Below are 13,445 nucleotides of genomic sequence, written 5' to 3' on the forward strand. Positions count from 1 at the left end.
ACTGGTAGTGCGACAGGGGTCGCAAAAATTCCCACATGAAGACCTTGATTTCTCTCCCTCCTTACCTTAGAGTAAGGAAACTCGAAATCAAGGAGAACGCGATGGCGTTCGCGACAATTACGTCAAAGGGGCAGGTTACGATTCCGGTCGGCGTGCGGAGCGATCTGGGATTGGGAACCGGCGACAGAATCGAATTCGTCCTCAACGACGACACGGGTCGCTACGAGCTAGTGCCAGCGACAAAATCCGTCGAATCGCTCAAGGGGCTTGTCGGTAAGCCAGCCAGGCCCGTGTCTGTCGAGGACATGAATGCGGCCATTGCCGCGCGCGGAGCGAACGGTTGATGATCGGTCTCGATACAAACGTTCTCGTCCGATACATCGCCCAGGATGACAAGACACAATCGCCGAAGGCGAATGCATTGATTGAGTCACTGACGGTGGAGGAGCCAGGTTACGTCACACAGGTCGCCCTGGTCGAGGTCATCTGGGTTCTCTCGAGCTTATATGCGGCAGATCGCGATCAGATCGCGCAAGTGGTCGAAGGTCTCCTTCGAACTAAAGAGTTGTCTGTCGAAGCTGCGGGGACGGTCTGGAAAGCCCTTCGGGCGTTCACTTCCTCGAAGGCCGACTTCGCGGACTGCCTCATCGAGCGCGTTTGCCATGACGCACATTGCGAGTACACAGCGACATTCGATGGGAAAGCCGCCAGGTCGGCGGGCTTGCGGTTAATCAAGTAGACAGCCGCCGAACCTCCCTGCGACTCCACACCCATCGATAGAAAAGACTCTGCAACCCAAGCATCGCAACAAAAGTCACCGCATACGCCCACCAGATGCCCGACATCCCGATGCGGAAATTCAACCACGTCGCGACCGGCAACTCGATACACAGAATCGCAAACATACCGAGCCCCGTAGGACCGAGCACGGTACCGCTCGCGCGCATCACACCGACGAGTACATTCGTAAGACCCAGCACCACGACGCTCCAGCCGACGATATGCAGCAGCTGCAGCGCGAGCGCAATCACCGCGTCGTCTTTCAGGAACAGCCCGATCACCGTCGGCGCGAGCGCATAAGCGCCGGCCACGAAACTCCCCGTGACCGCGAGGTTCAACGAGAGGCCGGTACGCACGATACGACCAAGCCGCTCTGTCTTCCCAGCTCCGATAGCGTGCGACGCGAGTATGGACGTGGTAATGCCCAGCGACATCGCCGGCAACTGGATCCAGCTCATCACCTGATTAACCGCGCCGTAAGCCGCGGTCGCGTGCGAGCCATGACGGTTGACCATGCCGAGCAACACGATCTCCGCGGTGGCCATCGTGAGCATCTGCAAGGAAGACGGCACACCGATACGCAAGATGCTGCGCGCGATACCGCGATCGAGCCGTACATTGCGCAGCAGCGCTTCGTACAGCGCCAGCGGATGGCCGATGCGCCGCCAGTGCAGCATCGACCAGACGAGCGCAAGCGTGAACGCCAGCAACGTCGAGACCGCGGCGCTGGCTACGCCCAGTTGCGGCAGCCCCCACCATCCGCGGATCAGCGCCGGTGTGAAAACAAGCGCGAGACCGGTGGCGAGCGCCAGCGTCCATAGCGGTGTGACCGCGTCGCCGGTGCCGCGGCTCATCGAGGTGGTCAACCACAAGAGAAAGATCACCGGCATGCCCAGCAACATCAGTCGTGCATAGATCGTCGCGTCGCCCAGGATGACAGGCGCAGGATATTGGTCAGCATCATCGGCACGAGGATGGCGAGGTAGGTCCGCCACAACGGGCGAGGTTGGGGGAGCGCGAGACTGGCTGTAGGCGGCACGATCGGCGGCACGATCGATTCCTTTGGCAAAGCGCTGCCATTCCGGTGCGGCAAATCGCCCGGAGCAACGTTGAAGCGTTGAGTGAAACGGGAGGTGGGCGGTTACGCGACGAGCGTCGAGACTTCCGCTAGCGGTAGCAGACGCGAGTCCTCGAGCGCCGCCGTGCGGTGCCCGATTCCGGCTAGGTAGGGCGCGTGAGACGCGGGTGTCGGGAACGCGGCGACGTCGTTGCGCATCGCGAATGCGCGCGCGGCGTCATGAGTCGGTTCGAGATAGCGGGTGGGTCGAAGCCCGTTGAGCAATGGGCCTCAGGGAGGTCTGGCATGGAAGGCTCCGGTCGATGTTCGGTGTGAATGCGCGAATAATACCCGGGTTAAAGCGGATATAAATATTATCCGGGTATTATTCGTCACCGTTATCGACACGTGGCTGCTCCTATGCCAGTTCGCGGTTCACTGCGGCGTTTGTTGTTTCTGCAGATATGCCCGCACGTCGCTCATCGACACCCGCCCGGTATGGCCGCTGTCGATCGCATCGAAGTGTTCGGCGACGTAGCCGAGACCATCGCTTTGCGCCTGCGCTTTCGTGATCGACGCGCCGTTGCTGAGCGCCGTATTGGCGCCGAGCTGCGCTTCGACCCGTTGCTGCGCCTGCTGCTGCAGGCTCGTACCGGTGGACGGGAGTACCGCCGGCACGCGGTTTTGCGGGAAGAACGGGCCGTCGACGCCCCCTCGTCCCTGGGGCAGCGTCACCGGCGCCACCGCTTGAGGCGGCAGCGCATGGGCACAACTGATGACCGCACCAAGCACGATCAACGGCGAGATACGCCGCAACAATCCAGTAAGAGACATGATCACTCGCATCGCATGGGTGAGCCGGGGGCTCGTAACAGGCAGTATCCCACCATCGCTCAGGGCGCGGCGGCCTGGGTAACCGGCGTGCTGCCGGTCGGTGTGCTGGCCGCCGCCTCGTCGCGCCATGCACGAGGCAGGGTCCACAGCGTCAGCGCACCCGGAATCGGTCTGCCTTTATAGAAACGTGCGAGATCCGTTGCCATCTGCGGGCGGCCTGTGTCATCCAGATAGGTCATATGTCCGCCCTGGAAGAAGCTGACCTGCAGGTTCGGATTCAGACCCGGCACGGTCTGCAGTCGCGCCAGTTGCTTCTCGGTATTGAAGAACGGTGCCGCCAGATCGTAGAAACCGTTTTCCGAGTACACCGCGAGCTGCGGATTGAGCGTCAGCGCGCCGAGCAGATCAGGGATCGTATCGGCCAACGCCTGTCCGGCATGCGAGTAATCCCAGCTGAAGATGATGTTGCTGTTAAACGGCACGTAGGCCGCGTTCGGCGCTGTATAGCCGAAGTAGTCCGGCATCTGGGTGGCCAGTGCGTTCGCGAATGGCGTCTCGACCAGGATGTCCGATGGGTCGGCATCGGTCTGCAATCGCGGATCGGAAACTGGCAGCGACACACGTCCATCGTATCGACCGATCTTCGAACCGGGTATCAGACTGGTCGAGTAAGGCGTCGCGTTGAAGTAGCCTTGCAGCGCCTGCATCGTCAAGCTCGACGGTAGTTCCCACGATTGCAGCGTCTGCGTAGAGGGGAACACCGGCGTACCGAGGGCATTGGGCGCACCGATCTGGCTGAGCGTCCACGACTGCGAATAGTTTTGCAACGTGCGGTATTGCGCCGTCACGAACAGTTCCACCTGCAGTGCATACAGGCCCTGATCGATCGGTGCCGGTGAAGCCTGGTCGTAGTACGCCGCGACCTCCGCATAACTCGGCAGGTAGCCGGCCAGAGTGTCCGTCGCGAGCGCGAGACCTGCGGGGAAATCCTCGATGGCGGCGTCCGTTGCATCGGCGAACAGATTCAGGATCGACGATTGCAGCACGATTCCCTTCAGGTGTACGCCGGCGGATTCGAGCGCCAGTGCCAGCGTATCGGTACGCGCCGTGCCGTACGATTCGCCGTAGAGATACAGCGGCGACGCGCTGCGCTGGTTGACCGCGATATAGCGCTCGATGAAGTCGCGCATGACGTTGACATCCGAATCGAACGTCCAGAACGTCTTGTTCGTGTTCGGCAGGACCGCTTCGGAGAGCCCGGTGCCCGGCGGGTCGATGTACACGAGGTCCGTCGTGGCAATCAGACTGTCCGCGTTGTCGACGCGGGGATAGTTCGGCCAGTTGCCGAACAGCGGGTCGGGCGTGGCGACGCGCGTTGGCGCGAACGAACCGAGGTGCAGCCAGATCGCCGACGACCCCGGGCCGCCGCTATAGATGAAGGTAACCGGTCGCGGCGCGCCGTTCGTGCTCGGCGCGGTGTACGCGAAATAGGACATCGACGCTTCGGGATTGCCATTTGCATCCGTTGCGCTCAGATGGCCGGCAGTAGTCGTGTAGTTGACCGTGGTCTTGCCGGAGGTCCACTGGTGCTGCATGACGGCAGCCTTCTCGGAGACCTGCGATGCAGCGAGACCATCGGTCGCACCCATCGAATAGGCCACCGGATCGACATACGGTTGATTGCCGGTTGGTGAACTGGACTGCTGGCTAGCGGTCTGCTTCAGGTTCGCGGCGCTGCCGGATGATGAACTCCCGTCTCCTGCGCCGCATCCCGCGAGTGCCATGACGCCGATCGCCATCGCACCCAGTACAACCAATCGGCCGTGCCGGCGATTGCCGCTGTTAGTACCGTTCCTGTTTCGTTTCATCCTTATCCCTGGTAATAATGTAAGGCGCATGAAGTGCCAATTAGTTTTCGAAAATCGGATCGTTTGTCGCAGTTTAAGTTGAATTAAATTCCTGCTTTCGACGGTATAGAGAGTGAGCGAGGTAGTGAGATTTCTTCGGATCACCCGGATTGCAGGAGATATGCATGTGGAATAATCAAGCACGAAGGCTAGAATCCCACAGAAGAAGACTCAAAGACCATCTGTGTCAGGTCGTGAAATTTTCGGTGAATCATATTCAGGATTTATTATCGAGCCATAAATTTGTGTAAATGAATATTTCTTGCGATACGCTTTCGAGGAAATTTATAAATCGTAAAGTTTGAAGAATTTATGACTTCACGGAATTGGAATTCCCATTAAGTGCAGATTGACTATTCAATAAACATAATCCGGCACGCGATGCAATTCCGGTTGTCGATGTGCAGTGCGGGGTAGCGGACGGGTTTCGCGTGCGATCGATATAACGATTGGTCGCTTTGGCGACGGTGCATCCGTTGCTACGATGGCCAGCTGGTTCGCGAGGCAATGACGCCGATGACAAAGATTCGCAACACATCCCCCAATCCACCCACCTCACGCGGCCGCCGCCGTTTGCTGGGCGGGCTCGCAGCAAGCGGACTGATCGCCGCGCGGCGCGCCGGCGCAGCAAACCCGACGCTCGAGGTCGCACCGTGGAGCCGTATTCCGGGCGCCCCGATACTCGAACACCCTTACGGATTGCCGTCGCTACATGAGTCCGAGGTCGTGCGCCGTAGTGCGCGCACGTGGCCATTGCCGGGGTCCGCTTCATCGATGACGCCGCTAGCGGATCTATACGGCACGATCACGCCGAATGGCCTTGTTTACGAGCGGCATCACGGCGGCGTGCCCGATATCGATCCCGATCGGCACCGCCTCGCGATTCATGGCCTCGTGCGCGAACCGAAACTGTTCACGATGGACGATCTGGTCCGTCTTCCATCCGAGTCGCGCATTCATTTCATCGAATGTTCGGGCAACACCGGCAGCGAGTGGAATGGACCGAGCGGCCAACCGGTGCAACTCACACACGGTTTGCTCTCGTGTTGCGAATGGACGGGCGTGCGCCTGTCGACCTTGCTCGAAGAAGTTGGCGGTCTGTCGACGTCGAACGGTGCACGCGGCGGCTGGATGCTGGCCGAGGGCGCGGATGCCGCGGCGATGACACGCAGCTTGCCGCTCGAACGCATTCTCGATCGGGCGCTGGTCGTCTATGCGCAAAACGGCGAGCGCCTGCGTCCGGAAAACGGCTATCCGTTGCGCCTGATCGTGCCGGGGTTCGAAGGCAATACGAACGTCAAATGGCTGCGCCGCCTGAAGTTTGTCGATGCGCCGTTGCAGACTCGCGAGGAAACCTCGAAGTACACGAGCTTGATGGCAGACGGCACCGCTCGCCAGTTTGCGTTCGAGATGGATGCGAAGTCGGTGATCACGAGGCCGTCGCCAGGACATCGCCTGACCACGCAGGGCTATTACCCGATTAGTGGTCTTGCGTGGTCGGGGCGCGGTGCGATTCGCAAGGTCGAAGTATCGACGGATGCGGGCGCGACGTGGCAACTGGCGCGCCTCGACGGGACGCCGCGCGATCGCGCGCTCACGCGCTTTCAGGCTGACTGGCTCTGGCAGGGTGCGCCCGCGGCGATCCTGTCACGCGCTACCGATTCGACCGGTTACGTGCAGCCCACACGCGAAGCACTGGTCGCCGCACGCGGGCTGAATTCGCAGTACCACTACAACGCGATTCAGCAATGGCGTATCGATGCGAGCGGCGAGGTGCGCAATGCGTAATTTCTTGCCGCGCAGGCTTCTGGCTGGCCTGCTTGTCATCGCAGGTTCGTTTGTACCGGGCGCCTATGCAGCGCACGACATCGGCACGCCACTGTCGGAGCAGGACGTCGCGCCATGGAACATCGACGTTGCGCCCGATGGCCGCGGCCTGCCCGCCGGCAGCGGCGATGTCGCGACAGGGGCGCATGTGTTCGCAGCTCAGTGCGCCGCATGCCACGGCGCGCAAGGACAAGGTTTGATCGGCGACGCGCTGGTGGGCGGGCAGGGTACGCTCGCGGGCGCGAAACCGAAGCGCACGGTCGGCAGTTACTGGCCGTATGCCACGACCTTGTTCGACTATATCCGCCGCGCGATGCCGTACAACGCGCCCGAGTCGCTATCCGCCGACGACGTGTACGCCGTTTGCGCCTTCCTGCTCAACCAGAACGGCATCGTCCCCGCGGATACGCGCCTCGATGCGCAGTCGCTACCGGCGGTGAAAATGCCGAACCGCGGCGGATTCGTCGTCGATCCGCGACCGGGGCGACTGTGAGTTGCGGTGACCGTTTTACTGCTGCAAGCCCCAGCGGCGCACGGTAATCCGCTCGAGCGTATCGAACACCAGATGCTCGATCAGCAGACCGATCACGATAACCGCCGCAAGCCCAGCGAAAACCCGATCCGTATACAGCTCGTTGCGGTTCTCGAAGATGTACCAGCCGAGACCGCCGCTGCCCGAACTCGCGCCAAACACGAGTTCGGCGGCGATCAGGGTGCGCCATGCGAAGGCCCAGCCGACCCGCAAGCCGGAGAGTATCGACGGTAGCGCGGCCGGTATGAGAATCGACAGGACGTGACGCAAGCCCGTCAGACCATAGTTGCGGCCCGTCATGCGCAGCGTCGCCGGCACCGCCTGGAAGCCCGCGTAGGTATTGAGCGCAAGCGGCCACAACACCGCGTGCACCAGCACGAACAGCAGGCTGCCGGTGCCGAGACCGAACCACAACAGCGCGAGCGGCAGCAAAGCGATCGACGGTAGCGGATTGAACATCGCGGTCAGCATGGTCAGCAGATCGCGACCGATGCGGGTCGAAACCGCTAGCGAAGTCAGCACGAACGCGAATGCAACCCCGAGCAGATAGCCGCGCAGCAGTACCGACATCGAGTTAGCGGTTTTTTGCAGCAACTCGCCGGACAGGATGCCCTGGACGAATGCATTGAGCGTAGCGGTGAAGGTTGGCAGCAACAGATCGTTGTCGACTGCACGCGCCGCGAATTCCCATATGACCACGAGCACGAGCGCAATCAGCGTCTTGCGCAACCAGGTCTGCGCGAAAATCCGTTTGCCGAGCGGCAGCGGTGCATCGACAGCGATATCGCCGAGCGGCTCGAGTGGGTGTTCGTATTCTTCGCGAACGGGCGGCAGCAGCCTGGCAGGCGAGTTCATTGAGCGGACTCCGTTGGTTCGAACAGCAAGCGATGAATGCGCTCGGCGCTGCGCTGAAAATCGCTGCGCCCGGTACTGTCCTGCGTGTATTGATGACTGTTGACCTCAGCTCGCACCCGGCCCGGATGCGGCGACAGCAGCAGAATTCGGTTGCCGACAATCAGCGCCTCCTCGATCGAATGTGTGACGAACAGCAGCGTGAAATTCACCTCTTCCCACAGACGCAGCAGCTCTTCCTGCATCTTGCGACGGGTCAACGCATCGAGCGCTGCGAACGGTTCATCCATCAGCAGCACGCGTGGCTGCATTGCGAGCGCACGCGCAATCGCTACACGCTGCTTCATCCCGCCCGACAAGGTATGCGGATACGCCTTCGCAAACGATGCAAGCCCAACCTTGTCGAGGTAGTGCAGCGCACGTTCGCTGGCTTCGGCACGCGACAGTTTCCTCGCCACACGCAACGGAAACACGACGTTTTGCAGCACCGTCTTCCATGGCGGCAACTGGTCGAACTCCTGGAACACCACGATACGGTCGGGGCCGGGTGCGTGTACCCGTTGGCCATCCAGCGAAATGCTGCCGGAGGTCGGTTCGATAAACCCAGCAACCGCTTTGAGCAGTGTCGATTTACCGCAGCCCGATGGACCGAGCAGCACGAAACGATCGCCGCCGTAGACGTCGAAACTGACCTGATGGGTTGCACGCACGATCCGTTCGCGGGTGCGGTATTCGAGGTTGACGCGGTCCACGACCAGGAGTTTTTCGCTGGTTTGCGCAGGCGCTGCGATCTGTGCCGGATCGTCGCCGTCGGGTGCACTTGGCACATCGGATGCAGCGGGAAATAAAAGCGTGGGATTGGCCACCATCAGATCGGTCCAGGTGAGTAGGTCAGGCTGGAATGCAGGCGCAATGTCAGCTTCCTGAGGCCGTAGCAGGGTCTTCGAAGAAGTAATCCTTCCATGACTTCGGTTCGTTTTTGATCGCGCCGACGCGATACATGAACTGCGCCAGTGCGAACGTATTCTGCGGTGCGACCTTGAACTGCACCTGCGGATTTTTGATCACCTTCAACAACAGGTTGCGGTCGATCTTCGACTGGTTCACGCGGATATAGATGTCGGCAGCGGCGTCCGGGTTGGCCGTGACAAAGCGCGCCGCGTCGGCGAGCGCATCGACGAACGCGCGATACGTCTTCGGGTTGGCGTCGCGGAATTTCTCGGTGGCGTATAGCACCGTCGCCGAACTCGGGCCACCGAGTACGTCGTAGGAACTCAGCACGATGTGCGCTTTCGGATTGCCTGCGAGTTCCTGCTCCTGAAACGGCGGATTGCCGAAATGCCCGGTGATCTCCGTGCCGCCGGCGATGATCGCGGCGGCCGCATCGGGATGCGGAATCGCCTGCGTAAACCTGTCGAGGCGGTTGTAGTCCTTGTCGCCCCACTGTTTCGCCGCGGCGAACTGCAATACACGCGATTGCACCGACACGTTGACCGCCGGGACTGCGATCCGGTCTTTCTCGGTGAAGTCGGCAATCGTTTTCACGTTCGGGTTGTTGGAGACGAGGTAGTAGGGCAGATTGCCGAGCGAGGCAACGCCCTTAACGTTTTGTCTGCCGTGGGTACGATCCCAGATCGTCAGCAATGGACCAACGCCTGCTCCCGCGATATCGATGGCGCCGGAGAGCAGCGCGTCGTTGACCGCCGCGCCACCCGACAGCCTGATCCAGTCCACCTTGATGTCGAGTCCCTGCTTGCGTCCCTCGCTCTCGATGAATTTCTGGTCGCGCGCGACGTTCAGCAGCAGATAGACCACGCCGAACTGCTCGGCGATGCGGATCTGCCCTTCGGCGCGTGCCGGTGCGGCAGCGATGAGGCTTGCCGTTGTACCGATTGAAATCGTGAGCAGGGTTGCGATGACGCGACGCGCGAAAGACGACGCAAACGCGGTCGGGAGAAGAGTGAACTGCATCGATACTCCGGTCAGCATGTGAATGAATCGAGGCGAGCTTGCCGTCCGAACGGCATGTCACCTTTCTTCGTTCAGCCGGAGCGTAGACGCCAGCCCGTGGGTCGGGGCGCGATGCGCCAAATCTACCGGCGCACAGGGGCGAGGGCAACGAAGCAAATCGGATACGTTTATCTGCTGGAGTGATAAACCCGATGCTGTACCGGAGATAGCGAGGTGCCAGCGGCGCTTCGTCGTCCTCCAGGCGATCTGGTATAAATGTCGCCCAAACACGGGCGATGCCAAACGGGCATCTCATAATCATATCGACGGGGACAGGAAGTAATGGACAAGCACCGCATCGCAGTGCTGGATGACGACCCCGAGGTACGTCACTGGCTGCAAGGTTTGCTGGAGGAAGCGGGGTTCGCAGTTTCGGCGGTCGAGAACGCGTCGAGCATGCAGGCGCGCTTGCAGGCAGCACCGCATTCGCTCGTCATTCTTGATCTGAAGTTGCGCGGGGAGGACGGCCTGACCGTCGCCCGTGAACTGCGCCGCCAGTCGGACATGCCGATCATCATGATCAGCGGTCTTGGTGACGAGACCGACCGGGTGCTGGGTCTCGAGACGGCCGCCGACGATTTCGTCACCAAGCCGTTCTCCGGGCGCGAACTGCTGGCGCGCGTGCGCGCACAGTTGCGGCGCACAACCGAGCTGTCGATGCCGCGCCCATCCGGTGCGCTGACAAGTGGGCCGCGCTTTTCGTTCGGCGGCTGGTTGCTCGATCTGGCGGCCCGCACGCTGAGCCGCAACGGCGACGAATGCACGCTCACCCAGGGCGAATTCGCGTTGCTTGCCGCGATGGTGCAGCAGCCGTCGCGCATCTGGTCGCGCGACCAGTTGCTCGAACACACACGCGGCGTCGATATCGATGTCTATGACCGAACGATCGACGTGCTGATCCTGCGCCTGCGTCGCAAGATCGAGCCGAATCCCGGCCAGCCGGTGTATATCCGGACGCAACGCGGCGTCGGGTATATGTTCTCGGCCGCCGTAACCCGGCTGTAGTCCGATGTGGGCCGCCCTGAAGGCTCGTGCGTTGCCCGTCAGCGTGCGTGCCAAGCTGGTCGCGACGTTTCTCGTCCTGTTCGGCATCACGCTTGCCGTGGTTGGCGTCGGCGTGCTCGGGATGCGGGCGAATCAGGACGCACTCGACGAATACGAGGCCAACGTCGTGCCGGAGATCGCACGGGCGCTAGAACTTTCCGACAAGGTCGCCCAGCTCGCCGCCGTCGCACCGGGCATGACACTCACCGATTCATCGGATCTGCTGCATAACGACGCCGAGCTGCTGAGCGGGCTGCTCGGCGACATCCGGCGGCTCTCGCCTGGTCTGTCGAAGCAGGCTGCCGACAATCTCGCCGTAACCGACGAACTCGATGCCATCGATCAGGACCTCGCGCGCCTGCTCGTCGTCTCCGCCCGGCAGCGGCAACTGCGCGAAGAGCTCGCCGGCCTGCGCTCGACCACCGATCAGATCGGCGACGCGATCATGCGCAGAAAAAGCGTGTTCGCGCAAAGCGCGCCGACCTTGCTCGAGGTGTGGGCACGCACGACGAGCGCGCTGCAGGCGGCCAATGCAGCCGAGCTCGGCGCGGCCGAGGGCGACAACGAGGCATTGTGGTTGCAGGTGACAGCGCGCGGCGAGGATGCACGCCAGCCGCAACTCGCCGAGGCGCTCGCGCAGGTCGACAACGGCCCGCGCAACGCGTTCGCGGTGCGGCGCGAGTTCCTGTCGAGCGAGGCGCAGACCAGCTATCTCGTGACGCTGCTGCGCGGGCATTCCGATCACCTGAGCGGCAAGGCGGCCCGCTACGTCGAGCACCTGCGGCAGATCGCGCGGGAGCGCAGCGACGAGGTGCGCAAGGTCGCGCTCTCGAGCCTCTCCGGTCTCCTGCTGCTCGCGATCGCGGGCGTCGCGGTCGCGCTTGTGGGGGTCGCCTATGTGAACCGGATTCTGCAGAAGCTGCAGGCGATGACGCGCGTCATGGGGCGCCTCGCTGCCGGCGATACGTCTGGCCAGATTCCCTCCACGCACCGGCCCGATGAAGTCGGCGAACTGGCGCGCGCGTTCGAGATATTCCGCACCAACCTGCTGGAAAAACAGCGTCTTACGCAAGGCATGGAAGCGCAGCGCCGGTTGCAGGAATCGGTGCTGAATTCGATGAACGACGGCGTGTCCGTGCACGACGCTCACGGGCGACTGATCGCCTGGAACCCGACCTTCGCGACCTTGCTGGGATGCGCACCCGAGGTGCTCCATCCGGGCACACCGCTCAATGTGCTGCGCCGTCTGGTGGACCGGCCGGCTCGCTGGCGGCAGGTATCGCACAACAGCGCCACCTATACCGTGGACGGCGCGCGGATTGCCGCGTCGGCGGAATTTCATATCCGCAACCAGCGCATTCTGGAGTTTCACAGTCAGCCGCTGCCGGATGGCGGCTGGGTCGCCGTGTGCCGCGATGTAACGAGCCGGCGCGCAGTGGAGGCGGAGTTACGGCAGGCCCAGAAGATGGACGTACTCGGCCAGCTAACCGGCGGCGTTGCCCACGATTTCAATAATTTCCTCGTGGCGATTCTCGGCAATCTCGAACTGTTGCTGCCGCGTTTGCAGACCCAGCCCGAAGCGCTCGTGATGACCGAACGCGCGCGTCGCGCGGCCGAGCGGGCGTCGCGCCTGACGCGGCGGCTCCTCGCGTTCGCCCGGCGACAGCCGTTGCAGGCGGAGCGCATCTCGGTCGAAACGATGCTGCTCGACATGCTCGATCTCGTCGAGTATTCGGCGGGGGCGCAGGTCAGCGTTGCGCTCGATTTGCCTGGCGTGCCGTTGTGGGTCAATGTCGATCGCGGGCAACTGGAGAATGCCGTGCTGAATCTGGCGCTCAACAGCACGGCTGCGATGCCGAATGGGGGCACGCTCACCCTGTCCGCGTATCGCGCCGCGCCGGCAAGCGGCAGCGACAGCGTGCCGCCAGCGGTCGTGCTGGCAATCGACGATACCGGCTGCGGCATTCCCTCCGTGCTGCTCCACAAGGTGATCGAACCGTTCTTCACGACACGAGCGGCAGGCGAGGGCAGCGGCCTCGGTCTTAGCAGCGTGTATGGGTTTGTGCGACAGAGCGGCGGCGATCTGCGGATTCACAGTACGCCCGGCCAGGGAACCCGCGTCGAATTGTGGCTACCCGCGAGCGATGCGCCGTCCCACGTCGGAGCGCTGTCGGCCGAACCGCCGCGAACGCCAATGCAGATGACGGATGCGCATGTATTGGTGGTGGAAGACGACGCCGACGTGAGGGATACCGCGCTCGCCCAGTTCGCCGCACTCGGCGTGCGGGCCGACGCGGTGGCGAGCGGTGCGCACGCACTGCAATGGCTCGATATGCACGGCCCGGTGACGCTCGTGCTGTCCGATATTTCACTCGGTGCGAGCGGCAGCGGGATCGAGTTTGCAGCCGAGCTGGCGCGACGCTGGCCGCTCCAGCAGATTGCATTGACGTCGGGGTTGCCGCCTGAAGTGCATCAGACACACCCGGCCTGGAACCCCGATCTGCCGTTCATCGCGAAGCCGTTCAATCTCGACACGCTTGCGGCGTTACTACGCCGGCCGGCTCGCACCGCCGCTGTCCGCTACGACGTCTCGTGAGCGGGC

13 protein-coding genes are annotated in these 13,445 nt (G+C 62.3%); 6 read left to right on the forward strand and 7 right to left on the reverse strand.

The features are described 5' to 3' along the window. Nucleotides 1–101 precede the first annotated feature (101 nt). Nucleotides 102–344 carry an AbrB/MazE/SpoVT family DNA-binding domain-containing protein gene (locus tag FNZ07_RS11225; protein WP_091006301.1) on the forward strand — a complete coding sequence of 81 codons (243 nt, stop codon included), beginning with the start codon at nt 102–104 and terminating at the stop codon, nt 342–344. After that, entirely contained in the window at nt 344–739 is a 396-nt protein-coding gene (locus FNZ07_RS11230) for a PIN domain-containing protein (protein ID WP_091006304.1), read from the forward strand. The genes FNZ07_RS11225 and FNZ07_RS11230 overlap by 1 nt, the downstream gene beginning before the upstream one ends. Here the strand turns inward: FNZ07_RS11230 and FNZ07_RS11235 are convergent. The 4 genes from FNZ07_RS11235 to FNZ07_RS11250 form a co-directional block, all read right to left on the reverse strand. Next, nucleotides 732–1,682, reverse strand: coding sequence for an MATE family efflux transporter (locus tag FNZ07_RS11235; RefSeq protein WP_091006307.1), 951 nt, complete (start codon nt 1,680–1,682; stop codon nt 732–734). The two genes, FNZ07_RS11230 and FNZ07_RS11235, sit on opposite strands and share 8 nt — an antisense overlap. Before the next feature lie 239 nt (nt 1,683–1,921). Continuing rightward, on the reverse strand, nt 1,922–2,122 hold the full coding sequence (locus tag FNZ07_RS33850) for a hypothetical protein (protein ID WP_211367822.1): 201 nt from the start codon (nt 2,120–2,122) through the stop codon (nt 1,922–1,924). Nucleotides 2,123–2,272: 150 nt separating this feature from the next. Beyond that, nucleotides 2,273–2,671 (reverse strand): 2-oxoglutarate dehydrogenase, encoded by a 399-nt coding sequence (locus tag FNZ07_RS11245; protein ID WP_245811276.1) that lies wholly within the window; start codon nt 2,669–2,671, stop codon nt 2,273–2,275. A 59-nt stretch (nt 2,672–2,730) separates the two neighbouring features. Further along, nucleotides 2,731–4,539, reverse strand: a complete 1,809-nt coding sequence (locus FNZ07_RS11250) for a S10 family serine carboxypeptidase-like protein (protein ID WP_091006314.1) — start codon at nt 4,537–4,539, stop codon at nt 2,731–2,733. Between the two features lie 555 nt (nt 4,540–5,094). Between FNZ07_RS11250 and soxC the strand changes: the two genes are divergently transcribed. Then, nucleotides 5,095–6,366: a sulfite dehydrogenase gene (gene soxC, locus FNZ07_RS11255; protein ID WP_407670566.1), complete on the forward strand. Its 1,272-nt coding sequence runs from the start codon at nt 5,095–5,097 to the stop codon at nt 6,364–6,366. Next, nucleotides 6,359–6,898: a c-type cytochrome gene (locus FNZ07_RS11260; protein ID WP_091006320.1), complete on the forward strand. Its 540-nt coding sequence runs from the start codon at nt 6,359–6,361 to the stop codon at nt 6,896–6,898. The genes soxC and FNZ07_RS11260 overlap by 8 nt, the downstream gene beginning before the upstream one ends. 15 nt (nt 6,899–6,913) lie before the next feature. Here FNZ07_RS11260 and FNZ07_RS11265 read toward each other — a convergent pair whose 3' ends face one another. The 3 genes from FNZ07_RS11265 to FNZ07_RS11275 are packed head-to-tail and all read right to left on the reverse strand — an operon-like array spanning nt 6,914 to nt 9,760. Continuing rightward, a complete protein-coding gene (locus FNZ07_RS11265; protein WP_091006323.1) occupies nt 6,914–7,792 on the reverse strand; it encodes an ABC transporter permease in 879 nt (292 codons plus the stop codon). After that, the gene (locus tag FNZ07_RS11270; protein WP_091006326.1) at nt 7,789–8,658 is read right to left on the reverse strand and encodes an ABC transporter ATP-binding protein; all 870 of its coding nucleotides are present in this window, start codon (nt 8,656–8,658) and stop codon (nt 7,789–7,791) included. Before FNZ07_RS11270 ends, FNZ07_RS11265 begins: the two co-directional genes overlap by 4 nt. 46 nt (nt 8,659–8,704) lie before the next feature. Next, entirely contained in the window at nt 8,705–9,760 is a 1,056-nt protein-coding gene (locus tag FNZ07_RS11275) for an ABC transporter substrate-binding protein (protein ID WP_091008674.1), read from the reverse strand. Between the two features lie 321 nt (nt 9,761–10,081). On the opposite strand from FNZ07_RS11275, the gene FNZ07_RS11280 reads away from it, so the two are divergent. Then, nucleotides 10,082–10,804 carry a response regulator gene (locus FNZ07_RS11280; protein WP_091006329.1) on the forward strand — a complete coding sequence of 241 codons (723 nt, stop codon included), beginning with the start codon at nt 10,082–10,084 and terminating at the stop codon, nt 10,802–10,804. Between the two features lie 4 nt (nt 10,805–10,808). Beyond that, nucleotides 10,809–13,439 (forward strand): PAS-domain containing protein, encoded by a 2,631-nt coding sequence (locus FNZ07_RS11285; protein ID WP_091006332.1) that lies wholly within the window; start codon nt 10,809–10,811, stop codon nt 13,437–13,439. Nucleotides 13,440–13,445: the final 6 nt, after the last annotated feature.

The organism is Paraburkholderia megapolitana (assembly GCF_007556815.1).
GTDB lineage: Bacteria > Pseudomonadota > Gammaproteobacteria > Burkholderiales > Burkholderiaceae > Paraburkholderia > Paraburkholderia megapolitana.

What these genes read in the sequence shown, in the direction of transcription:
- FNZ07_RS11245 (WP_245811276.1), bottom strand. Translation starts at nt 2,671, where the DNA reads ATGTCTCTTACTGGATTGTTGCGGCGTATCTCGCCGTTGATCGTGCTT.
- FNZ07_RS11235 (WP_091006307.1), bottom strand. Translation starts at nt 1,682, where the DNA reads ATGTTGCTGGGCATGCCGGTGATCTTTCTCTTGTGGTTGACCACCTCG.
- soxC (WP_407670566.1), top strand. Translation starts at nt 5,095, where the DNA reads ATGACAAAGATTCGCAACACATCCCCCAATCCACCCACCTCACGCGGC.
- FNZ07_RS11225 (WP_091006301.1), top strand. Translation starts at nt 102, where the DNA reads ATGGCGTTCGCGACAATTACGTCAAAGGGGCAGGTTACGATTCCGGTC.
- FNZ07_RS11265 (WP_091006323.1), bottom strand. Translation starts at nt 7,792, where the DNA reads ATGAACTCGCCTGCCAGGCTGCTGCCGCCCGTTCGCGAAGAATACGAA.
- FNZ07_RS11260 (WP_091006320.1), top strand. Translation starts at nt 6,359, where the DNA reads ATGCGTAATTTCTTGCCGCGCAGGCTTCTGGCTGGCCTGCTTGTCATC.
- FNZ07_RS11285 (WP_091006332.1), top strand. Translation starts at nt 10,809, where the DNA reads ATGTGGGCCGCCCTGAAGGCTCGTGCGTTGCCCGTCAGCGTGCGTGCC.
- FNZ07_RS11250 (WP_091006314.1), bottom strand. Translation starts at nt 4,539, where the DNA reads ATGAAACGAAACAGGAACGGTACTAACAGCGGCAATCGCCGGCACGGC.
- FNZ07_RS11280 (WP_091006329.1), top strand. Translation starts at nt 10,082, where the DNA reads ATGGACAAGCACCGCATCGCAGTGCTGGATGACGACCCCGAGGTACGT.
- FNZ07_RS11275 (WP_091008674.1), bottom strand. Translation starts at nt 9,760, where the DNA reads ATGCAGTTCACTCTTCTCCCGACCGCGTTTGCGTCGTCTTTCGCGCGT.
- FNZ07_RS11270 (WP_091006326.1), bottom strand. Translation starts at nt 8,658, where the DNA reads ATGGTGGCCAATCCCACGCTTTTATTTCCCGCTGCATCCGATGTGCCA.
- FNZ07_RS11230 (WP_091006304.1), top strand. Translation starts at nt 344, where the DNA reads ATGATCGGTCTCGATACAAACGTTCTCGTCCGATACATCGCCCAGGAT.